This window comes from Limnohabitans sp., from assembly GCF_017848645.1.
Classification (GTDB): Bacteria; Pseudomonadota; Gammaproteobacteria; order Burkholderiales; family Burkholderiaceae_C; genus Limnohabitans_A.
The window spans coordinates 1-19,812 of sequence record NZ_JAFEIF010000083.1 but is presented as its reverse complement, the minus strand read 5'-3'; the positions used below and the strand labels follow the sequence as shown (position 1 = coordinate 19,812).

20 protein-coding genes and 1 pseudogene are annotated in these 19,812 nt (G+C 63.1%); 7 read left to right on the top strand and 14 right to left on the bottom strand.

Annotated elements, in window-relative coordinates:
- Positions 1-19 precede the first annotated feature (19 nt).
- Positions 20-1,234 (top strand): ROK family protein, encoded by a 1,215-nt coding sequence (locus tag QZ190_RS17910; RefSeq protein WP_291919186.1) that lies wholly within the window; start codon positions 20-22, stop codon positions 1,232-1,234.
- On the top strand, positions 1,231-1,902 hold the full coding sequence (locus QZ190_RS17905) for a transaldolase family protein (RefSeq protein ID WP_291919184.1): 672 nt from the start codon (positions 1,231-1,233) through the stop codon (positions 1,900-1,902). The genes QZ190_RS17910 and QZ190_RS17905 overlap by 4 nt, the downstream gene beginning before the upstream one ends.
- Positions 1,903-1,955: 53 nt before the next feature.
- On the opposite strand, the gene QZ190_RS17900 is transcribed toward QZ190_RS17905, so the two are convergent.
- Positions 1,956-3,356, bottom strand: coding sequence for an N-acetylmuramoyl-L-alanine amidase (locus tag QZ190_RS17900; protein ID WP_291919182.1), 1,401 nt, complete (start codon positions 3,354-3,356; stop codon positions 1,956-1,958).
- The gene (tsaE, locus tag QZ190_RS17895) at positions 3,346-3,843 is read right to left on the bottom strand and encodes a tRNA (adenosine(37)-N6)-threonylcarbamoyltransferase complex ATPase subunit type 1 TsaE (protein ID WP_291919258.1); all 498 of its coding nucleotides are present in this window, start codon (positions 3,841-3,843) and stop codon (positions 3,346-3,348) included. The genes QZ190_RS17900 and tsaE overlap by 11 nt, the downstream gene beginning before the upstream one ends.
- Before the next feature lie 45 nt (positions 3,844-3,888).
- On the opposite strand from tsaE, the gene queG reads away from it, so the two are divergent.
- On the top strand, positions 3,889-4,989 hold the full coding sequence (gene queG, locus QZ190_RS17890; RefSeq protein WP_291919180.1) for a tRNA epoxyqueuosine(34) reductase QueG: 1,101 nt from the start codon (positions 3,889-3,891) through the stop codon (positions 4,987-4,989).
- A 51-nt stretch (positions 4,990-5,040) separates the two neighbouring features.
- Here the strand turns inward: queG and QZ190_RS17885 are convergent, their stop codons facing one another.
- A complete protein-coding gene (locus QZ190_RS17885; RefSeq protein ID WP_291919179.1) occupies positions 5,041-5,949 on the bottom strand; it encodes an AEC family transporter in 909 nt (302 codons plus the stop codon).
- A gap of 152 nt (positions 5,950-6,101) precedes the next feature.
- Here QZ190_RS17885 and QZ190_RS17880 point away from each other — a divergent pair, with 152 nt between their 5' ends.
- Both QZ190_RS17880 and xerD read left to right on the top strand, forming a co-directional pair.
- A complete protein-coding gene (locus QZ190_RS17880) occupies positions 6,102-7,076 on the top strand; it encodes a tripartite tricarboxylate transporter substrate binding protein BugE (RefSeq protein ID WP_291919177.1) in 975 nt (324 codons plus the stop codon).
- 10 nt (positions 7,077-7,086) lie between these two features.
- Positions 7,087-7,995 (top strand): site-specific tyrosine recombinase XerD, encoded by a 909-nt coding sequence (xerD, locus tag QZ190_RS17875; RefSeq protein WP_291919175.1) that lies wholly within the window; start codon positions 7,087-7,089, stop codon positions 7,993-7,995.
- Positions 7,996-7,998: 3 nt separating this feature from the next.
- Here the strand turns inward: xerD and QZ190_RS17870 are convergent, their stop codons facing one another.
- Positions 7,999-8,775: a ferritin-like domain-containing protein gene (locus QZ190_RS17870; RefSeq protein WP_291919173.1), complete on the bottom strand. Its 777-nt coding sequence runs from the start codon at positions 8,773-8,775 to the stop codon at positions 7,999-8,001.
- 86 nt (positions 8,776-8,861) lie between these two features.
- Here QZ190_RS17870 and QZ190_RS17865 point away from each other — a divergent pair, with 86 nt between their 5' ends.
- Positions 8,862-9,386 carry a gamma carbonic anhydrase family protein gene (locus tag QZ190_RS17865; protein WP_089961063.1) on the top strand — a complete coding sequence of 175 codons (525 nt, stop codon included), beginning with the start codon at positions 8,862-8,864 and terminating at the stop codon, positions 9,384-9,386.
- Between the two features lie 66 nt (positions 9,387-9,452).
- Complete coding sequence (locus tag QZ190_RS17860) at positions 9,453-10,439, top strand: Hsp33 family molecular chaperone HslO (RefSeq protein ID WP_291919169.1); 987 nt, start codon at positions 9,453-9,455, stop codon at positions 10,437-10,439.
- A gap of 133 nt (positions 10,440-10,572) precedes the next feature.
- Here the strand turns inward: QZ190_RS17860 and QZ190_RS17855 are convergent, their stop codons facing one another.
- The 10 genes and pseudogenes from QZ190_RS17855 to QZ190_RS17810 all read right to left on the bottom strand — a co-directional run.
- Positions 10,573-11,832 carry an acyl-CoA dehydrogenase family protein gene (locus QZ190_RS17855; protein ID WP_090141808.1) on the bottom strand — a complete coding sequence of 420 codons (1,260 nt, stop codon included), beginning with the start codon at positions 11,830-11,832 and terminating at the stop codon, positions 10,573-10,575.
- A gap of 40 nt (positions 11,833-11,872) precedes the next feature.
- Entirely contained in the window at positions 11,873-12,958 is a 1,086-nt protein-coding gene (locus QZ190_RS17850; protein ID WP_291919166.1) for a phosphotransferase, read from the bottom strand.
- A 64-nt stretch (positions 12,959-13,022) separates the two neighbouring features.
- Positions 13,023-13,742: a Crp/Fnr family transcriptional regulator gene (locus tag QZ190_RS17845; protein ID WP_062405217.1), complete on the bottom strand. Its 720-nt coding sequence runs from the start codon at positions 13,740-13,742 to the stop codon at positions 13,023-13,025.
- Between the two features lie 57 nt (positions 13,743-13,799).
- A complete protein-coding gene (locus tag QZ190_RS17840; protein WP_291919163.1) occupies positions 13,800-14,579 on the bottom strand; it encodes an oxepin-CoA hydrolase, alternative type in 780 nt (259 codons plus the stop codon).
- A gap of 4 nt (positions 14,580-14,583) precedes the next feature.
- Positions 14,584-16,104, bottom strand: coding sequence for a 3-hydroxyacyl-CoA dehydrogenase (locus QZ190_RS17835; RefSeq protein ID WP_291919161.1), 1,521 nt, complete (start codon positions 16,102-16,104; stop codon positions 14,584-14,586).
- Between the two features lie 133 nt (positions 16,105-16,237).
- Entirely contained in the window at positions 16,238-17,245 is a 1,008-nt protein-coding gene (locus tag QZ190_RS17830) for a D-2-hydroxyacid dehydrogenase family protein (RefSeq protein ID WP_291919159.1), read from the bottom strand.
- 154 nt (positions 17,246-17,399) lie between these two features.
- Positions 17,400-17,723, bottom strand: a complete 324-nt coding sequence (locus QZ190_RS17825; protein WP_291919157.1) for a hypothetical protein — start codon at positions 17,721-17,723, stop codon at positions 17,400-17,402.
- Positions 17,724-17,834: 111 nt separating this feature from the next.
- Positions 17,835-18,506, bottom strand: coding sequence for a transcriptional repressor LexA (lexA, locus tag QZ190_RS17820; protein ID WP_291919155.1), 672 nt, complete (start codon positions 18,504-18,506; stop codon positions 17,835-17,837).
- Between the two features lie 316 nt (positions 18,507-18,822).
- Positions 18,823-19,479: an adenylate kinase gene (gene adk / locus QZ190_RS17815; protein ID WP_291919152.1), complete on the bottom strand. Its 657-nt coding sequence runs from the start codon at positions 19,477-19,479 to the stop codon at positions 18,823-18,825.
- Positions 19,480-19,585: 106 nt separating this feature from the next.
- Positions 19,586-19,812, bottom strand: a pseudogene (locus tag QZ190_RS17810) (3-deoxy-manno-octulosonate cytidylyltransferase); the annotation flags it as partial.

The following is a 19,812-nucleotide window of genomic DNA, read 5'->3' as shown; positions in this document are numbered from 1 at the left end:
CAAGGCACCACAGGCTTTCATGAACAGCGCCACCTCCAGCGCAGCCATGCGCGGCTCCAACCACGTCGGCATGCGCCAGTTCAACGAGCGCATCGTGCTGCAGGCCATTCGGCACCACGGGGCCATCCCCAAGGCCGACTTGGCCCGCCTGACCCAGCTGTCCACCCAAACCGTGGCCATCATCGTGGGGCGCTTGCTCGACGACGGCCTGCTGCTCAAACAAGACCGGGTGCGCGGCAAGATCGGTCAGCCTTCGGTGCCGCTGTCGCTCAACCCGCAAGGCGCGTTCAGCGTGGGCATTCAGGTGGGGCGGCGCAACCTGGAGCTGCTGGTGGCCGACTTTTGCGGTCAACCGGTGGAACGCTTGGAGGTGCATTACGACTACCCCGACCCAGACCAGTTGTTCGCCTCCATGGCCGAGGGCCTGCAAACACTCAAAGAACGCATGGGCGAGTTGTGGCAGCGCACCGTGGGCGTGGGCCTGACGGCCCCGCTGTCGCTGCACAAATGGGCCGACATCATGGGTGGGCAAGCCGCGCAAGCCCTGGCCCGCTGGGAACACATCGACCTGACGGCTGAAGTGCAGCGCCTGACCCATTTGCCTGTGGTGTTTGCCAAGGACACCACCGCCGCCTGCGTGGCCGAGTTGCTGCAAGGCCATGGCCGCAGTGTGCGCAGTTTTCTTTACGTCTTTGTGGGCACCTTCATTGGCGGTGGCCTGGTGTTGTCGGGCCACATCATGAACGGCGAGCGTGGCAATGCCGGGGCGATTGGTTCCTTACCCGTCGGTCTGGCCTCCGCTGGCTCGGGCATGCCGCCCCAGTTGCTGCAAAAAGCCTCGGGTTGGCAGCTGGAGCAAGCCTTGTTGGCGGCGGGGCACAACCCCTTGCTCAAGCACGAAGGGGCCATTATGAACGCTGAATACGCCGAGTTGACCGCGCCGTGGATCGCGCAGGCCAGCCAAGCGCTGGCCATGACGGTGGCCAGTTCTGCCGCATTCCTCGACCTGGACGCGGTGGTGATGGACGGCTCGCTGGGCGCGCCGCTCATGACTGCCCTGATGACCGCCACGCAAGAGGCGCTCAAGGCTTACCGTTTTGACGGCATGCACCAGCCGCAATTGTTGGCGGGGCAGGTAGGGGCGCACGCCCGCGCTTTGGGCGGTGCCTTGCTGCCGCTGCACAGCCAGTTTTTCCCGGACAAGGACATTTTTCTCAAGCAGGACGCCGCATGAAGCTCTACCTCGACAGCGCCGACGCCCGTCAGTGGGCCTTGCCCCCCGGCTGCCCGCCCGTGCAAGGCGTGACCACCAACCCCACGCTGGTCATGCAAGCGGGTTTGCCCGTCAGCCTGCCCGGCTATTTGCAGCTGGTGGCGCAGGCGGGTCAGGCGCGTTTGCCCGAGCTGATGCTGCAGCTGCCGCGCGCCGATGTGGGCGAAGCCGCGCAATGGCTTGAAGTGCTGTTGCCCGCTGCGGTGCAGGCCCGTGTGCGCTTGACGATCAAGCTGCCCTGCCACCCCGACTGGCAGCCGGTGCTGCGTGAGGTGCAAGCCTGGGGCGTGCCCACGCTGTTGACGGGTTTGTCCAACCCGATGCAGTTGCTGTGGGCGCAGGCGCAAGGGGCCAATTTTGTGGCCCCTTATGTGGGGCGGCTGCAAGCCGATGGGCGCGATGTGTGGTCACTGATTGGCGCTTGTGTGGCTGTGCAGGCCGACGGTCTGCAGCTGCTGGCTGCCAGCATCAAGTCGGCCGACGTGCTCTCGCGCCTGATCGCTGCGGGTGCGCATGCGGTGACGGTGCGCCCTGAGTTTGCCGCCGAGTTGGCCACCGACCCTTTGACGCTGGCAGCCATGGCGCAGTTCGATCGGGATGTGGCGGCAAGTCAGGCGTCTGTTCTGTAGGCCCGACCTGCGGATTTCGGGGCCTTGGGTGCCTTGGACGCCGACATGGCGGGTCAAATGCCCCGGTTGCGCGCCAGCGGCGGGTTGCGTGAGAAATACTGCAGGATACCGCGCAGCAGGGCATCGGTGAGTTGCTTTTGGTAGGCCTCGCTGCGCAGTTTTTCTTCTTCTTCCGGGTTGCTGATGAAGGCGGTCTCGACCAGCACGCTGGGGATGTCGGGGGCTTTGAGCACGGCAAAACCGGCTTGCTCCACGCGGGGTTTGTGCAACTTGCCCACGCTGCCGATCTCGCGCAGCAAGCTGTTGCCCAGTGTCAGGCTGTCCTTGATTTGCGCAGCGGTGCTCATGTCGAGCAAGGCGCGTTGCACCTGGCTGTCTTGCCCGCCCAGGTTCACGCCGCCGATCACGTCGGCCTTGTTTTCCTTTTGCGCCATCCATCGGGCGGCGGCGCTGCTGGCCCCGCCTTGGCTGAGCGCAAACACACTCGCGCCTTGTGGGCGGGGGGTGTAGAAAGCATCGGCGTGGATGCTGACCAACAGATCGGCTTGCACGCGCTGTGCTTTTTGCACGCGCACATGCAGGGGCACAAAGAAGTCGGCGTCGCGTGTCAAGAAGGCCCGCAGGGGGCTGCCGCCCACGCTGCTGGTGTTGATGCGATCGCGCAGCATTTTGGCGATCTTGAGCACCACGTCTTTCTCTCGGGTGCCGCCCGGGCCTATGGCACCGGGGTCTTCGCCGCCGTGGCCCGGGTCCAGCGCCACCACGATCAGCCGGTCTGTGCGGGGCAGGGTGGGTGTCCTGCCTGGGCGAGTCGGGTTGTCCATGAAGGGGCCGTCGCTGGCGCTCATGTCGGGGCGGCGGGTCGTCGGTGCGGGCAGGGGCACAGGCACAGCGGCTGCACCGGGCTGGGTTTGCCGGGCGATCAGATCACCCAAGGGGTCGTTGACCGTGGCGGAGGCCCCGGGCAGGTTGCCAACGGCAGACGGGGTTTGGGCCGCCATGCGTTCCTGGATCAATTGCTCCAACGGGTCAATGGCCTGGCTGGGGTAGAGGTCGAGCACCAGGCGGTGTGCATAAGGGGCCACGGGTTGCAGGCTGAAGACCTGGGGCGCAATGGGGTGTTTGAGGTCGATGACCAGGCGCACCACGTTGGCACTGTACTGGCCCACGCGGATGCCGGCGATGTTGGGGTCCGAGGCCTGCACCTTGCCCACCAGCTCACGCAAAGCGGCGTTCAGTTGCATGCCTTCGATGTCCACCGCCAGACGCGGCGGCGAAGCGATGAAGGTCTGTGTGCTTTGGATGGGCGCGTCCGATTCGAGCGTGACGCGGCTGTAGTCGGGGGCGGGCCAAACCCGCACGGCCAGCATGTTGGCCCCACGCGCCAGCTGCGCGGCGCCCAGGCTCAGCACCAGAAAGCCCGCCTTGAGCAGGCTGCGGCGGTCAGACCGCATGGTCATGTGCTCCTGCAAGGGGCCAGGCCTGCAGCCATTGCTGGCCAAGCGCTGTGCCCGCACTGATGCGCACTTGGCGCTGGTCTTCGTCGATGGCTTCGAGCGCAATCACCCAGTCGGGCGGGGGCAGCTGCCCGGCCACTTTGTCGGGCCATTCCATGAGTTTGAGGCCCGGCCCGGCAAAGATGTCGCGAAAGCCCGCGTCTTCCCATTCTTGCGGGTCGTTGAATCGGTAAAAGTCAAAATGCCAGATGGGCCAGGCCGTTTCTCCTGTGCCTGCTTGGTGCGGCTCGACCACGGCGTAGGTCGGGCTTTTGATGCGGCCCGCCACCCCGGCTGCGCGCAGCAGGTGGCGCACGAAAGTGGTTTTGCCCGCGCCCAGGTTGCCGCGCAGTTCAATGCGCGCATCGCGCCCGCCCGGCCATTGGCGCAGGCCTTGCGCCAGTTGCGCGGCAAAGGCCTGCGTGGCGGCCTCGTTGGGCCACAAGCCCTCCCAATGCGCTGGGGTGGCGGGGCTTTCTACAATCGGCGGGTGACTGCTGAACGTACTCAAATCGACCTTCTTGAACTGTGGCCCCAGATCCAGATCTGGGCGCGTGAATTGGGATTGTCCCAAATTGGCGTGAGTGGCATCGATTTGTCCTCGGCAGAGCCCGGATTACAAGCTTGGTTGGCCGCAGGGTTTCACGGCAGCATGGGCTACATGCAAAGCCATGGCATGAAGCGCGCCCGGCCGGCCGAGCTGGTGCCGGGCACGGTCAGCGTGATCACCGCCCGCATGGATTATTTGCCGCAGGACACGCCGCCCGACTGGCTGGCCCGCGAAAACGCCCGCAGTCTGCAGCCGGGCGAGGCGGTGGTCTCGCTCTATGCCCGGGGGCGCGATTACCACAAGGTTTTGCGCTCGCGCCTGCAAAAACTGCAGGACCGCATCGCCGAGGCGATTGGCCCCTTTGGCCACCGGGTGTTCACCGACTCGGCCCCGGTCATGGAGGCCGAGCTGGCCACGCGCAGTGGCTTGGGTTGGCGCGGCAAACACACGCTGGTCCTTTCACGCGAGGCCGGGTCGATGTTTTTTCTGGGCGAGTTGTTTGTGGACTTGGCGCTGCCCGAAACCCCCGCCGTGTCGGCGCATTGCGGCCAGTGCACCGCCTGCATGGACCTGTGCCCCACCCAGGCCATCGTGGGACCTTACCAACTCGATGCGCGGCGCTGCATTTCTTATTTGACGATCGAGCACGCCGGGCCCATCGACGAGGCGCTGCGCCCGCTGATCGGCAACCGCATTTATGGCTGCGACGATTGCCAGTTGGCCTGCCCCTGGAACAAATTCGCGCAGCTCAGCCCCTTGCCCGACTGGCAGGCCCGCGAAGGCTTGGGCGCGGGCCGCATCGCCGAACTGATGAATTGGAACGAGGCTGAATTTTTGCGCCGCACGGAGGGCAGCGCCATCCGCCGCATCGGCCACGCCCGCTGGTTGCGCAATCTGGCTTTGGCCGCAGGCAATGCCTTGGCATCGACGGCTTTGCCCGAAGCTGAGCGCCAGGTTTTGTTGCTTGCCTTGCACTCGCATGCTGCTCACCCGGATGTGGTGGTGCAAGAGCAGGTGGCCTGGTCCTTGGCGAGGGCCTGACCCCTTGGCGGTCTGGTCTGCGCCCGCGCGAGCGCGGTCAGCCGGCGGCCATCAGCCGCGCAGCACGCCCAGCGCAAACGGCAAACTCAACATCCCGGCCAAGGTGGACAGCGTGACCAGACCCGCCACATAAGGCCCGTTGTAGCCCATTCGGGCGGCCAGCACGTAGCAGGTCGACGCAGTGGGCAGGGCCGAAAAGGCCAGCAGCACGGTGGTCTGGACCGGATTGAGTCCGAAAAGCTGTGACATGCCCAGCGCGATCAGGGGCAAAGCCAGGTGTTTGACGCTCAGCACGCTCAGGCCCAGCAGCTTGCCTTGGCGCAAGGTGCCCAGTTGCATGCCGGCCCCAGCGGCCATCAGGCCCAAGGCCAGCGAGGAAGCGCCAATGCGGCCGATGGTGGGGTCCAGCCATTGCGGAATGCGCAAGCCCAGCAGGTTGGCCACCAAGCCTGAACAGGTGGCAATGATCAATGGGTTGCGAAGCAGTTCACGCAAAAAGCCTGTGTTCGCCTGTCTGGCCATGGGCCACACCGCCCCGATGTTGAACAAGGGCACGCAGACCCCAATCAGCATCGAAATCATCAGCAAGCCCTCGGGGCCCGCCAAGCGCTCAGCCAGCGCCAGGGCGATGAAGGAGTTGAAGCGAAAACCCACTTGTGCGCTGGCCGCATGGTCGCGTGGGTCCAGCCTTTTGCCCAGAAAGGGCCAGTAAGGCAGGCTGTAGGACAGGGCGATGGCGCAAACACCCAGACTCAGCCCGGCGCCGATCAAACTCGAAGCCGCACTCAAATCGATGGGGCTTTTCAGGATGGAGTGAAACAGCAGGACCGGAAATAGGAAAAAATAAACGAGATTTTCGACCGGCTGCCAAACTGAGCGTCCCAACGGCGTCAAGCGGCACAGCAAATAGCCGCACAAAATCAGGGAGAAGTCGGGAAAGAGAAGTTGCGCAAAGTTCACGCTGCGAGGATAACCGAGTGTTGGCTTGTCCTTGGGGTGGGGCTGTCGCCTGCGTCTTCTTCTGGTGTGGTGCACGGGCTTTGTGGGTTTCCCCCCTCACGCCAGACCCCATTTTTTGCCTATCATGTTCGATCTTTTAAGGAGTTTTATCAATGAAGCGTCGTAGTTTGGTTTCTGCAGCCGGTTTGGCTGTCACCGTGTTGGCCAGCGGATCGGTGTGGGCGCAGGCCTACCCCAATAAAACCATTCGCCTGCAGGTGCCGTTTGCACCGGGTGGCACCACCGACATCGTGGCCCGCGTGATTGCCGAGCCTCTGGGCAAAGCCCTGGGCCAAAGCGTGATCGTTGAGAACAAGGCCGGTGGTGGCGGTGTGGTGGGCGCGACCGAAACCGCCCGCGCTGCGCCCGATGGCTACAGCCTGGGCATGGCCACCGTGTCGACCACGGCCGCCAACCCGGCCATCAACCCCAAGATTCCGTACAACGTCCTGACCGACTTCACGCCCATCATCAACATTGCGGCCACGCCCAACGTGATCGCGGTGCACCCCAGCTTCCCGGCCAAGGATTACGCGGGTTTTGTGGCCGAGTTGAAGAAGAACCCTGGCAAATACTCCTATTCCTCGTCGGGCACGGGCGGCATTGGCCACCTGCAAACCGAGTTGTGGAAAAGCCTGACGGGTGTGTTCATCACGCACATCCCCTACCGCGGCGCGGGCCCGGCCCTGAACGACACCGTGGCCGGCCAGGTGCCGATCATTTTTGACAACTTGCCTTCAGCCCTGCCTTTCATCCAGTCTGGCCGTTTGGTGCCCATCGTGGTGGCTGCGCCCCAGCGCCTGTCGCAGCTGCCCAATGTGCCCACCTTCAAGGATGTCGGTCTGGAGCCCGTCAACCGCATGGCTTACTACGGCATCCTGGGCCCTAAAAACCTGCCCAAAGAGGTGGTTGACAAGATCAGCGCGGGCGTGAAAAAAGCCCTGCAAGAGCCGGGCGTGACCAAGCGCATCAACGACACCGGCTCTTTGGTGGTGGCCAACACGCCCGAAGAGTTCACGGCCCAGATCAAGGCCGAGTTCGAGGTCTACAAGAAAGTCGTGGACCAGCAAAAACTCAAGCTGGACTGATTTTTAGTCCATGCACGAGGCCAGCCAGAGTGCCATCGACCGATTTGCCGAGGCCCTCTGGTTGGAGGACGGATTGGCCGCCAACACCCTGGCGGCCTACCGTCTGGATTTGTCGCTCTACGCCACCTGGCTGTTTTTGACATACAGGCTGGCGCTGGACGCGACTCAGGAGCATCACCTGCAAGCCTACTTTGCCGAGCGACATGGCCAGACCAAGGCCACGTCGGCCAACCGCAGGCTCACCGTGTTCAAGCGGTTTTTTAGGTGGGCGCTGCGTGAGCGCCTCATACAAGCTGACCCCACTTTGCGCATGCTGGCCGCCAAACAAGCGCTGCGCGTGCCCAAAACTTTGGGCGAGGCGCAAGTCGACGCCTTGTTGCGTGCGCCCGATGTGGCCACCGACCTGGGCCTGCGCGACCGGGCCATGCTGGAGCTGATGTATGCCAGTGGGCTGCGCGTGAGCGAGTTGATCAGCCTCAAAACCCTGCATGTGTCGCTCAACGAAGGCGTGCTTCGCATCATGGGCAAGGGCAGCAAAGAGCGGCTGGTGCCTTTTGGCGAAGAGGCGCGTGACTGGTTGCAGCGCTACATGGGCCAAGCCAGACCGGCCATGCTGAGCCAACGCCAGACGGAAGACCTGTTTGTGACCACCAGTGGCAGCACCCCCGGCACCGCCATGTCGCGTGTCATGTTCTGGAGCTTGGTCAAGCGCTACGCCATCCAGGCCGGCATCACCGCGCCTTTGTCGCCCCACACCTTGCGCCACGCCTTTGCCACGCATTTGCTCAACCACGGGGCCGATTTACGGGCGGTGCAGATGCTGCTGGGCCACGCCGACATCTCGACCACCACCATCTACACCCATGTGGCGCGTGAGCGGCTCAAGACCTTGCATGCGCAGCATCACCCCAGGGGGTGAAGTTCAGCTCAAGGCTGCCAACTCGGCCTCTTCAAACCCCGCCAGCCGCCGCGCCGCCATGTTGAAGGGCGGGCGCAGTTTGGGGGCGTCGTATTGCGCGATCAACTCGGCATAGGTGCGCACCGGCTCCAGGCCGCGCTGTTCGCACAGATAGCGGTACCAGCGGTTGCCTGCGGCCACGTGGCCAATTTCTTCTTCCAGAATGATGTCCAGGATCTCGCCCGCGCGGTGGTCACCCACGCTGACCAGTTTGTTTTTGACGCCCGGCGAGGCGTCCAGGCCCCGCGCTTCCATGGTGCGTGGCACGATGCCGATGCGGGCCAGAATGTCGTCCTTTGTGCGTTCGGCCATGTCCCACAAGGTGTTGTGGGCCGGAAAGTCGCCGTAGTCAAAACCCATGTCCAGCAAGTGCTTGCGCAGCAAGCTGAAGTGCTTGGCCTCTTCCTGGGCAATGCGCACCCAGTCTGTATAAAACGCCTCGGGCATGCCCGCAAAGCGCCACACCACGTCGAGCGCCAGGTCGATGGCGTTGAGCTCGATGTGCGCGATTGAATGCACCAAAATGGCCCGGCCCTCGGGCGTGGCCATGGATTTGGCTTTGAGCTGTGTGTGTGGCACCAGCAGCGGGCGGGCAGCGCGGCCGGGGCCAACAGAGGGCGCGCTCAGGCTGTCGAGCGTGCCCACGGGCAGGCTCAGGTCCAGCGCCAAAGTGGCCTGGGCCTTCAGGTTCGGGTCGGTTTGCGCCCAAGGGATCAGGGCGGCGGTGCGCAGGGTGTGCATGGTGATCGCTGACAGCGCCCACGGCAGGTGGTGGGCATCCCTACAATTGTAGGTTTTCAAGAAAACCCAACCGACAGGAGACCGCCATGGCCATTTACCAACTGGATGATCAAACCCCCGAACTTGCCGAGACAGCCTGGGTGGCCGACAACGCGCAGGTCATGGGCGCGGTCAAGATCGCGGCCGACGCCAGTGTCTGGTTTGGTGTGACCGTGCGCGGGGACACCGAGACGATTGAGATCGGCGAGGGCAGCAACATCCAGGACGGCAGCGTGATGCACGCCGACCACGGCAAGCCGATCAAGGTCGGCAAGCACGTCACCGTGGGTCACATGGTCATGCTGCACGGCTGCACGATCGGTGACGAGTCGCTGATCGGCATTGGCGCGGTGGTGCTCAACGGTGCCAAGATTGGCAAGAACTGCCTGGTGGGCGCCGGCTCGCTCGTGACCGAGGGCAAGGAATTCCCCGATGGCTCCATGATCATGGGCACGCCTGCCAAGGTGGTGCGCGAACTCAGCCCCGAGCAAATCGAAGGTCTGCGCCAAAGCGCCAAACATTACGTCGAGAACGCCCGCCGCTTCAAGGCGGGCCTGAAAAAAATCAGCTGATGGGTTGGTTGTCGCGAACGCTTTTTAACTTTTGAGGATCGGCCCCACGGGGCTGTTGATTGCACTTTGTCCGAACTCCATAAATTCATTTTCGAAGGCCTGCCGGTACGCGGCATGCTCGTGCGCCTGACCGATGCCTGGCAAGACATCCTGGCTCGGCGCGCTGCCAACTCCGAAACCGGCGCTTACCCCGCGCCCGTGCGCCAGTTGCTGGGCGAGATGGCCGCGGCCGGCGTGCTGATGCAGGGCAACATCAAGTTCAACGGTGCTTTGGTGCTGCAGATTTTTGGTGACGGTCCGGTCAAGCTCGGCGTGGTCGAGGTGCAACCGGATTTGAGCCTGCGCGCCACCTGCACCCAGGTGGGCGAGGTGGCCGACAACGCCACCCTGAGCCAGATGGTGAATGTGAACAACGAAGGCCGTTGCGCCATCACCCTGGACCCGCAAGACCGCTTGCCCGGCCAGCAGCCTTACCAAGGCGTGGTGCCGCTGTTTGGCGACCGGGGTGAAAAGCTGGAAAACATCAGCGAGGTGCTGGAGCACTACATGCTGCAGTCCGAGCAGCTGGACACCGTGCTGGTGCTGGCCGCCGACGACAAGGTGGCGGCGGGCTTGCTGATCCAGCGTTTGCCCATCGAAGGCGAAGGCAACCTGGCCGGCAAGACCGACTCACTCATGCGAGAGTCGGTGCTGGGCCAAAGCGAAGACTTCAGCCGCATTTCGATCCTGACCAAAAGCCTCAAGCGTGAAGAGCTGCTGGGCTTGGATGCAGAAACCATCTTGCACCGTTTGTATTGGGAAGAGCCCCTCGCACGTTTCGAACCCTTCATCGGCGAGACCGGCCCGCGCTTTGCCTGCCGTTGCAACCGCGAGCGCGTGGGCAACATGATCCGCAGCCTCGGCACCGAAGAGGTCGAAGGCATCATCGCCGAGCAGGGGCAGGTGGAAGTGGGTTGCGATTTTTGCGGTGCGCAATACCGGTTTGATCCGGTGGATGCGGCAGGGCTTTTCACGGGCTTGCCGCCCGACTTGTCTGCGGGCTCGGTGCACTGAGTCTGCGGCGCTGATTCTGGACGGTCAGCCCCACAAAAGACACGGCCCAGCAACGCCGTCGTGAGCGATGCTGAGCCGGGTTGGCCGCCAGAGGCGAGCAGGGCTTGCGCCCTGACCCCGCCAGCGCGGGATTTCAGCTTCCGCGTGTCACAGGCATGCGGACGTCGCCCGGCATGGCCAGTTGTTTGGCCAGTTCCAGCTTGGCCAGCGAGTTGCGGTGCACCTCGTCCGGACCGTCGGCCAAGCGCAGGGTGCGCTGGTGGGCGTAGGCATAGGCCAGCGGGAAGTCTTGCGACACGCCACCACCGCCGTGGGCCTGAATGGCCCAGTCGATGATCTGGCAGGCCATGTTGGGGGCCACGATCTTGATCATCGCGATCTCGGCCTTGGCGACCTTGTTGCCCACGGTGTCCATCATGTGCGCGGCTTTGAGCGTGAGCAGGCGGGCCTGCTCGATCATGCAACGCGACTCTGCGATGCGCTCTTGCCACACGGTCTGGCGGGCCACTTCGCGGCCAAAGGCCACGCGCTCGTTCAGGCGTTTGCACATCAGCTCCAGGGCACGTTCGGCAATGCCGATGGTGCGCATGCAGTGGTGAATGCGGCCAGGGCCCAAGCGGCCTTGGGCGATTTCAAAGCCACGGCCTTCGCCCAGCAAAATGTTTTCGGCTGGCACACGCACGTTCTTGAGCACCACCTCCATGTGGCCATGTGGCGCATCGTCGTAACCAAACACCGACAGGGCGCGCACCACGGTGATGCCGGGCGAGTTGGCGGGCACCACGATCATGGACTGCTGCTCGTGACGGCCAGCGTCAGGGTTGGTTTTGCCCATGACGATGTAAACCGCGCAACGTGGGTCACCCGCGCCTGACGACCACCACTTGCGGCCGTTGATGACGTAGTCGTTGCCGTCGCGGCGGATCTCGCACTCGATGTTGGTGGCGTCTGAAGAGGCCACATCGGGCTCGGTCATCAAAAAGGCCGAGCGGATTTCGCCGCGCAGCAATGGCTCAAGCCATGTGTCTTTCAGTTCTTCGCTGGCGTAACGCTCCAGGGTTTCCATGTTGCCGGTGTCGGGTGCCGAGCAGTTGAAGATTTCTGCGGCAAAGGGCACGCGTCCCATGATCTCGCACAGCGGCGCGTATTCGAGGTTGGACAGGCCTTGGGGTGCGCGGGTGGACTTGGGCAAAAACAGGTTCCACAATCCGGCGGCCAAGGCCTTGGGCTTGAGTTCCTCGACGATTTTGGTGGGGACCCAAGCGTTGCCTTTGGCACGGTTTTCAGCGATCTCTTCAAAGAACCGCGCCTCGTTGGGGTAAATGTGCTCGTCCATGAAGGCCAACAAACGGGCCTGCATGTCTTTGACCTTGGGGGTGTATTCAAAATCCATGGTCTCTCTCCTGGGGTTGTGGTTCGGGGGGTAAAAAAGTTCAGGCTTTGCAGGCAAAACGCCAGGCCAACTCGGCCATGGGTTTGGCACCCGCACCCGATGTTTTGGCTTGTTCACTGGACGCGGTGCCGTCTTCGACACGTTTGGCAATGCCTTGCAAAATGGCCGCGATGCGGAACATGTTGTAGGCGAGGTAAAAGTTCCAGTCTTTGGCCAAAGCCTCGGGCGTGGTGAAGCCGGTGCGCTCGCAATAGCGACGGATGTACTCGGCTTCAGAAGGGATGCCCAAAGCGGCCAAGTCCAGCCCACCAATGCCCCGGAAAGTGCCGGGGCTGATGTGCCAGGCCATGCAGTGGTAGCTGAAGTCGGCCAGGGGGTGTCCCAGGGTGGACAGCTCCCAGTCCAAGACCGCCAGCACGCGCGCTTCGTTGGGATGGAACATCAGGTTGTCCAGACGGTAGTCGCCGTGCACGATGCCGACCAGCGACTCGTCCTTGGCGCTGGCCGGAATATTTTTGGGCAGCCATTCGATCAGCTGGTCCATCTCGGGGATGGGCTGGGTGACGGAGGCGGCGTACTGCTTGCTCCAGCGGCCGATTTGGCGCTCGATGTAGTTGCCCGGCTTGCCGTAGCTGGACAGGCCTTGCTTGGCCACATCGACCTTGTGCAGCGCCGCCAGCACCCGGTTCATTTCGTCGTAAATCGCGCCGCGCTCGGCAGGGGTCATGCCGGGCAGGGACTGGTCCCAGAGCACACGACCTTGCACGAATTCCATGACGTAAAACGCACGACCGATCACCGATTCATCGTCGCACAGCACATGCATTTGGGCCACGGGGACGCCCGTGTCGTGCAGGCCTTGCATGACGGCAAATTCGCGCTCAATGGCATGCGCCGAGGGCAGCAGCTTGGCCACTGGGCCGGGCTTGGCCCGCATCACGTATTGGCGCGAGGGGGTGATGAGCTTGTAGGTGGGGTTGGATTGCCCGCCCTTGAACATTTCCACGCTCAAGGGGCCCACAAAACCAGGCAGCCGGGCGCTGAGCCAGGCCTCCAGGGCAGGGATGTCGAATGCGTGGGTGCCGGTGACAGGCCGGGTCCCCACAAAATGATCAAAAGCACTCATGGGTGGACCCGTCGGAAATCAGTGGCCGCCGCAGACAGCGGCGAGAGGGTGGAAATGGGGCGTGTCAGTGGTCCGCGTTCACGATCAGCAGCAGCGCGTCGCGGTCCAGCACCACCAGGCCACCGGGCTCGATGCGGATGATTTGCTCGCGCTCCATCTGCTTGAGTTCCTGGTTGACCCGCTGGCGCGATGCACCCAGCAGCTGGGCCAGTTCTTCCTGGGCCAGCTGCAAGCTGATGCGAATCGCCTTGGCGTCCGACAAGCTGGGCACGCCGTAGCTGCGCAGCAAGTGGTTGAGCTGTTTGGCCAGCCGGGCCCGCAAGGGCAGGGTGTTGAGGTCTTCCACCAAGCCGTAGAGCTGGCGAATGCGCCGCGCATGCAGGCGCAGCATGGCGTCGTAAAACTCGACGTGCTGCGTGAGAATTTTCTTGAAGTCGGCCTTGGCCACGTTCAGTGTGGTGGTTTCGCCGTGTGCGTAGCAGTCGTGCGTGCGCCGATCCCCGTCGAAGATCGACACGTCGCCGAACCAGATGCCCGGCTCCACATAGGTCAAGGTGATCTGCTTGCCCGACACCGAGGTCGAGCTCACACGCACCGCGCCCTTGGCGCAGGCGATCCACTGCTCGGGCGGATCTCCCCGCGCAGCGAGCATATCGCCGTCCTTGTGACGTTTGACGTAAGCGCATCGAAGTATGTCGTGTCGAAGTGAAGGTGAAAGACTGGAGAACCAGCGACCACTGTTGATCGCCTCTCGTTCCTCCATTGTCAGAATCGGTTCGTCCATGCTCTGTCCTTTGAGTGACTGATGATCGGATTTTTGTCGCCTGGGGGACCAGTCGCTTTATTCGTACTCGGGTTTTTGCTTGTTCAAAAACGCCCCAATGCCAATACCTGCGTTGGGGTGGTGCAGATTTTTGACAAATTCATTGCGCTCACGCGCCAGTTGCGCGTTCAAGCTGCTGCCATCCGCGTCGCTGAGCAGCTCCTTGATGCTGGCCAGTGCGTTGGGGGCGCGGGCGTTGAGTTGTTCGCACAGATCCAAAGCTTGCTGCAAGGCTTGGCCTGCATCCGCGAGGCGATTGACCACGCCCAGCTGCTGCAGGCGCTCGGCGCTGATGCGCTCGCCGCACATCAGCAGCTCGGTGGCCAACTGTCGTGGCACGGTGCGCGACAGGCTCCAGCTGCCGCCGCCATCGGGCGACAAGGCAATCGAGCTGTAGGCCATCACGAACACGCTGTTGCGCGCGGCCACGATCATGTCGCAGGCCAGGGCCAGCGAAAAACCGGCACCGGCCGCCGGGCCTTCCACGGCGGCGATCACCGGCTTGGGGAAGGTGCGGATGGCTTCGATCCAGTTGTGCAGGCCTTCGATGCTTTGCGCTTGGTGCTCGGGCGGCAACTGGCGGTTGTTTTGCAGGCGCTGCAAATTGCCGCCTGCGCTGAAGATGCCATTCGCCCCGGTGATCACCACGCTGCGCACATCGGCACTCGATTCGGCCACGCTCAGGGCTTCAACGCCCGCGGCGTACATCTCGGGCCCGAGGGCGTTGCGAAACTCCGGGTTGCTGAGGGTCAGGACCAAGGTCCTGCCTTCACTGGTGCTGAGCAGTTGGGCGGTCATTTTTTTAGTCTTCAGTGTGCATGAGCGACAGGCCAATCGCACCCCGGCGGCGCAGCCAGGGGCTGGGGCGATAACGGGGGTCACCATAAACGGTTTGCAGGTTGAACAAGACTTCCAGGATGCTGTCCGGTCCCAGGCGGTTGCCCATGGCCAGTGGGCCCATGGGGTAGGCCAGGCCCAAGGTGACGGCGGTCTCCAGGTCTTGAGGGCTGCAGATGCGCTGCTGGCAGATGTCGGAGGCGATGTTGACGATGGTCGCCACCACGCGCTGCGTGACAAAACCGCCGCTGTCCCGGATCACCGACACCGCCTTGCCGTCGCGGGCAAACAGGGCATGGGCCGCATCGCGCATGTCGGCGCGCGTGGCGGGGTTGGTGGCGAGCACACGGCGTTTGGTAGACGCATCCACAAACAGCATGTCAATGCCCACGGTGCGGGCCGGGTCCAGGCGCTCAACCACGGCCACGGTGGTGATGTCAAAACCCAGGGGGGCCACGATGGTCAGTGCTTCGGGTGAAGGCGATGCGCCGGTTTCAATTTTCGCGCCCAGGTCCTTGAGCAGTTGCAGCAGCTCCATGCGGCGGGTGGCGCGGGGTGAGACCCAGACGGGCGGGATGTTTTCCACCACGGGCACGGGTGGTTCGGCGGGCACTTGCGCTGCGCCGTCCACGTATTTGTAAAAGCCTTCGCCGACCTTTTTGCCGACCACACCACCGGCCAGACGCTGTGCGGTGATGACGTTGGGCCGGTAGCGCGGCTCTTCATAGTACTGGTGGTAGATGGCTTCAATGACATGGTGCGACACGTCCAAAGCCGTCAGGTCAAACAGCTCGAAGGGGCCGAGTTTGAAGCCGACCTGGTCGCGCAGGATGCGGTCGATGGTGGCGAAATCGGCCACGCCCTCGCTCACGATGCGCAGGGCTTCGGTGCCATAGCCGCGGCCCGCGTGGTTGACGATGAAGCCGGGCGTGTCCTGCGCTTGCACGGGCGTGTGGCCCATCTGGCGGGCAAACTCGGTCAGCCGCTCACACACAGCCGGATCGGTTTTGAGGCCCGCGATCACCTCGACCACCTTCATGAGGGGCACGGGGTTGAAGAAGTGGTAGCCCGCAAATTGGGCGGGGCGCTGCAAGGCGGCGGCAATGGCGGTCACCGACAGCGAGGAGGTGTTGGTCACCAGCACGGCCGTGGGGGCCAGCACTTTTTCCAGATCGGCAAACAGGCTTTTCTTGATGTCGAGCTTTTCGACGATGGCTTCGACCACCAGATCGCATCCGGCCAGGTCTTGCAGGCTGGTGGCACCCAGCAAGCGGCTTTTGTGGCCCGCCACGGCTTCTGCTGTGAGGCGGCCTTTTTCCTGCAGCTTGTCCCATTGCTGGAACACGGCGTCACGCGCTTTGGCAATGGCTTCGGGCTGGGTGTCGTACAGCCAGACCTGGCTGCCCGCTTGCGCGGCGATTTGCGCAATGCCGCGCCCCATGGCGCCTGCGCCAATGATGGCGACTTGTTGGAATGCAAGGGTCATGTTGAATGTGTGAAAACAAGGCACAAGGCCTGATGGCAGGACAGTCCGGTCGTGTTGGCCATGGCCTTTGCAGGCCGGACACCCAAGGGCAGATTATGGCGTCAGTGCGCAGGGGCTGGGACCCTGCAGGACATCAACGCCGCACCTGAAGGGCCCCCGGGTTGACGATGTTGGTGGGCGTGCCCTTGATGAAGTTGATGACGTTGTCAAATGCCGCACCGAAATACAGCTCGTAGCTGTCTTTTTCGACATAGCCTATGTGGGGCGTGCAAATGCAGTTTTCCAGCCGCAGCAAGGCAGAGCCTTGCAAGATCGGTTCGGACTCGAACACGTCGACGGCGGCCATGCCGGGACGCCCCCGGTTGAGGGCGCCGATCAGGGCATTGGTTTCGACCAGTTCGGCCCGCGAGGTGTTGACCAGCAAGGACGTGGGTTTCATGAGGCCCAGATCATCGCTGGTGACGATGCCGGTGGTGGCTTCGCTCAGCCGAAGGTGCAAGCTCAGCACGTCCGAGCTTTGAAAAAAAGCTTCTCGGCTGGTGGCTGCAGCATGCCCGTCCTTGACCGCGCGCACGCGCGATTCGTCGCTGCCCCAGATCTGCACATGCATGCCGAAAGCTTTGCCGTAGCCCGCCACCAGTTGGCCGATTTTGCCGTAGCCCCAGATGCCCAGGGTCTTGCCTTTGAGCACGGTGCCCAGGCCAAAGTTGGCCGGCATGGAGCTGGATTTGAGGCCCGATTGCTGCCACGCGCCGTGCTTAAGGCTGCTGATGTATTGCGGTAACCTGCGGGTGGCCGCCATCACCAGCGCCCAGGTGAGTTCAGCGGGGGCGATGGGTGAGCCCACACCTTCGGCCACGGCCACACCGCGTTCGGTGCAGGCTGCGAGGTCGATGTGGCTGCCCACACGGCCCGTTTGGGCAATCATTTTGAGCCGGGGCAGCTTCTCGATCAGGGCGCGGTTGAGGCCGGTGCGTTCGCGGATCAGCACAATCACATCGGCGTCTTTGAGGCGCACTGAGAGCTGACCAATGCCTTTGACCGTGTTGGTGTACACCTTGGCGGGGTAGTTCTCGAGTTTGGCAGCGCAGTCGAGTTTGCGGACGACATCCTGGTAGTCGTCAAGGATCACAATGTTCATGTCCGCCATTGTGCCTTGTCATGTGCCCGACTTGGCGCTGCCAGGCACACATCAGTGCAGCTTTGGAGGTGGCGATTGCTCAAACCCAAGCACCAGCTCAAACCCAACTGCGCCAGTCGGGCGCTCTGGGTTTCAGCTGGCCAATGGCCAAGCTTCAGGAAGGCCGCTGGCGCGCTTCCATGGCCACCAGGCGATCGAGTTCGGCGCAGACGTCGGCCATGCGTCCTGAGATCACCATGCGTCCTGCGCCTGCAGCACTTTGACCGCTTTCGTGCACTTGGACCACGCGCAGACTGGGTTGGCGTGCAGCCACCTGCGCCTTGCCGTGAGAGGGTTGTGCGCAAGACGTGGACCGAACGGCCCACTCCGGGTGCAGCCGCACCGTTTGCCTTTTGGGCAAAGCCTGCACGGTGGTGCGGGTGGTGAAGGAAGGCAGGTTCTTGAACAGACCTGAAAGGGCAAGCAGAGCGATTCCCATGTGAAACCTTTCAAAAGCATGGAGGTTGGACACAGGCAGGATTGATGGAGAAAGTCGACAGCTTCAGGGCTGATGAACAGCGCCCGCCACCTGAGGCCACGACTGAAAACGTCACATGACGAAGGTGTTGCGGATCAGGCCTACGGCCAGGCCTTCAATGTCAAAGGGCTCGCCGGGGTGCACCACGATGGTCGGGTAGTCGGGGTTTTCGGGCAGCAGTTCGATGCCGGAGGCGGTTTTGTGCAGACGTTTGACCGTGACTTCATCGCCTAAGCGGGCCACCACAATCTGGCCATTGCGCACCTCTTTGGTCGATTTGACGGCCAACAAGTCGCCGTCCATGATGCCCGCGTCGCGCATGGACATGCCGCGCACGCGCAGCAGGTAGTCGGGTTGCTGGGCAAACAGGCTGCTTTCGAGCTGGTAGGTCCGGTCGACGTGTTCTTGCGCCAGGATGGGCGAGCCCGCAGCCACGCGACCCACCAAAGGCAAACACAGCTGACCCAAGCCGGGCAGGCTCAGGCTGAACAAATCAGAAGGTGCGCGCAAGCTGCTGCGCGAGCTGCCTTTGAGGCGAATGCCACGCGAGGTGCCACTGACCAACTCGATCGCGCCCTTGCGGGCCAGGGCCTTGAGGTGTTCTTCGGCCGCGTTCGCCGATTTGAAGCCCAGCACACTGGCAATTTCGGCGCGGGTTGGGGGCGCGCCAGTGTTGGCGATGGTGTTCTGGATCAGTTCCAGAATTTCTTGTTGCCGGGCGGTGAGTTTGGGGCTGTCGATCATGGCGGTCTCCTGGTGGGGACTGGGGCTGTTGTTTCATCCAGTGCCTGTATTTTTAAACAGTTTTCCAGGTTGTGCAAGCTTGCCGTGAAAAAAAGCCTGAAATTCAAGATGAACAAGCCAGACCGATGCATCGCAGCCGAGGGCGTGTCCAGCGGCTTTCAAGGCAGGCCAGAGAGGCTGAGCGTTGTGGCGCAGTGGTGCAGGATGTCATCAGACCTAGGGGCGTGCTGGGTGCCACGGTGTGTCGTGCACCAACAACAAAGCCCCTGAAAGGGGCTTTGATGGGTGGCGGCAGCCTGTTGCTGCGTGCGGTGGTTTATGGGGCCAAGGCAGCAAAGGCGCGGGCGGTGATCTCTTCGACGCTGCCTGTGCCGCTGATGGCGCGGTACTTGGGGGCGGACGCGGCATCGGCCTTGGCCCAGTTGGAGTAGTAGTCCACCAAGGGGCGGGTCTGGTCGCTGTAGACCTGAAGACGCTTCTTGACGGTTTCTTCCTGGTCGTCAGCGCGTTGCACCAAAGGTTCACCGGTCACGTCGTCCACGCCCGCCACTTTGGGCGGGTTGAACTTGACGTGGTAGGTCCGGCCTGAGGCGGGGTGTGAGCGGCGGCCGCTCATGCGTTCGATGATGGCGTCAAAGGGCACGTCGATTTCAAGCACGTAGTCGAGCTTGACGCCTGCAGCCTTCATGGCATCGGCCTGGGGAATGGTGCGGGGGAAGCCGTCAAAAAGGAAACCGTTGGCGCAATCGGCTTGGGCAATGCGTTCTTTGACCAGGTTGATGATCAGGTCGTCGCTGACCAGACCGCCAGACTCCATGACGGCCTTGGCCTGCAGGCCCAGCGGGGTGCCGGCCTTGACGGCGGCGCGCAGCATGTCGCCGGTCGAAATTTGGGGGATGTTGTATTTCTGGCAAATGAAAGTGGCTTGGGTGCCTTTGCCTGCGCCGGGTGCGCCCAACAGAATCAGTCTCATGGAAGTTCCTTATCGCTTGTCATGGAGTGGGTCTGCCAAGCCTCGAAGGGGCCCATGGTGTGACAGACAACTGCGGTGAGAATATCACGCAAGGCTCTAGCCAGGCTTACGCCCCGAGCAGGGCGCGAACGCGTTGCAAATCTTCGGGTGTGTCGACCCCAGGACCGGGGGCCTGGTCGGTGGTGTACACGGCAATGCGGTGCCCGTGCCACAGGGCGCGCAGCTGCTCCAGAGACTCAAGTTGCTCGATGGGTGCCGGGGGAAGCAGGGGAAATTGCGCCAAAAAACCGGCGCGGTAGGCGTAAATGCCCACATGTCGCAGGGGGGGCGGGC

Coding starts and splice junctions, on each gene's coding strand:
- QZ190_RS17910 (WP_291919186.1), top strand. CDS start 20: ATGAACAGCGCCACCTCCAGCGCAGCCATGCGCGGCTCCAACCACGTC.
- QZ190_RS17905 (WP_291919184.1), top strand. CDS start 1,231: ATGAAGCTCTACCTCGACAGCGCCGACGCCCGTCAGTGGGCCTTGCCC.
- QZ190_RS17900 (WP_291919182.1), bottom strand. CDS start 3,356: ATGCGGTCTGACCGCCGCAGCCTGCTCAAGGCGGGCTTTCTGGTGCTG.
- QZ190_RS17880 (WP_291919177.1), top strand. CDS start 6,102: ATGAAGCGTCGTAGTTTGGTTTCTGCAGCCGGTTTGGCTGTCACCGTG.
- xerD (WP_291919175.1), top strand. CDS start 7,087: ATGCACGAGGCCAGCCAGAGTGCCATCGACCGATTTGCCGAGGCCCTC.
- QZ190_RS17870 (WP_291919173.1), bottom strand. CDS start 8,775: ATGCACACCCTGCGCACCGCCGCCCTGATCCCTTGGGCGCAAACCGAC.
- QZ190_RS17865 (WP_089961063.1), top strand. CDS start 8,862: ATGGCCATTTACCAACTGGATGATCAAACCCCCGAACTTGCCGAGACA.
- QZ190_RS17855 (WP_090141808.1), bottom strand. CDS start 11,832: ATGGATTTTGAATACACCCCCAAGGTCAAAGACATGCAGGCCCGTTTG.
- QZ190_RS17850 (WP_291919166.1), bottom strand. CDS start 12,958: ATGAGTGCTTTTGATCATTTTGTGGGGACCCGGCCTGTCACCGGCACC.
- QZ190_RS17845 (WP_062405217.1), bottom strand. CDS start 13,742: ATGGACGAACCGATTCTGACAATGGAGGAACGAGAGGCGATCAACAGT.
- QZ190_RS17840 (WP_291919163.1), bottom strand. CDS start 14,579: ATGACCGCCCAACTGCTCAGCACCAGTGAAGGCAGGACCTTGGTCCTG.
- QZ190_RS17835 (WP_291919161.1), bottom strand. CDS start 16,104: ATGACCCTTGCATTCCAACAAGTCGCCATCATTGGCGCAGGCGCCATG.
- QZ190_RS17830 (WP_291919159.1), bottom strand. CDS start 17,245: ATGAACATTGTGATCCTTGACGACTACCAGGATGTCGTCCGCAAACTC.
- QZ190_RS17825 (WP_291919157.1), bottom strand. CDS start 17,723: ATGGGAATCGCTCTGCTTGCCCTTTCAGGTCTGTTCAAGAACCTGCCT.
- lexA (WP_291919155.1), bottom strand. CDS start 18,506: ATGATCGACAGCCCCAAACTCACCGCCCGGCAACAAGAAATTCTGGAA.
- adk (WP_291919152.1), bottom strand. CDS start 19,479: ATGAGACTGATTCTGTTGGGCGCACCCGGCGCAGGCAAAGGCACCCAA.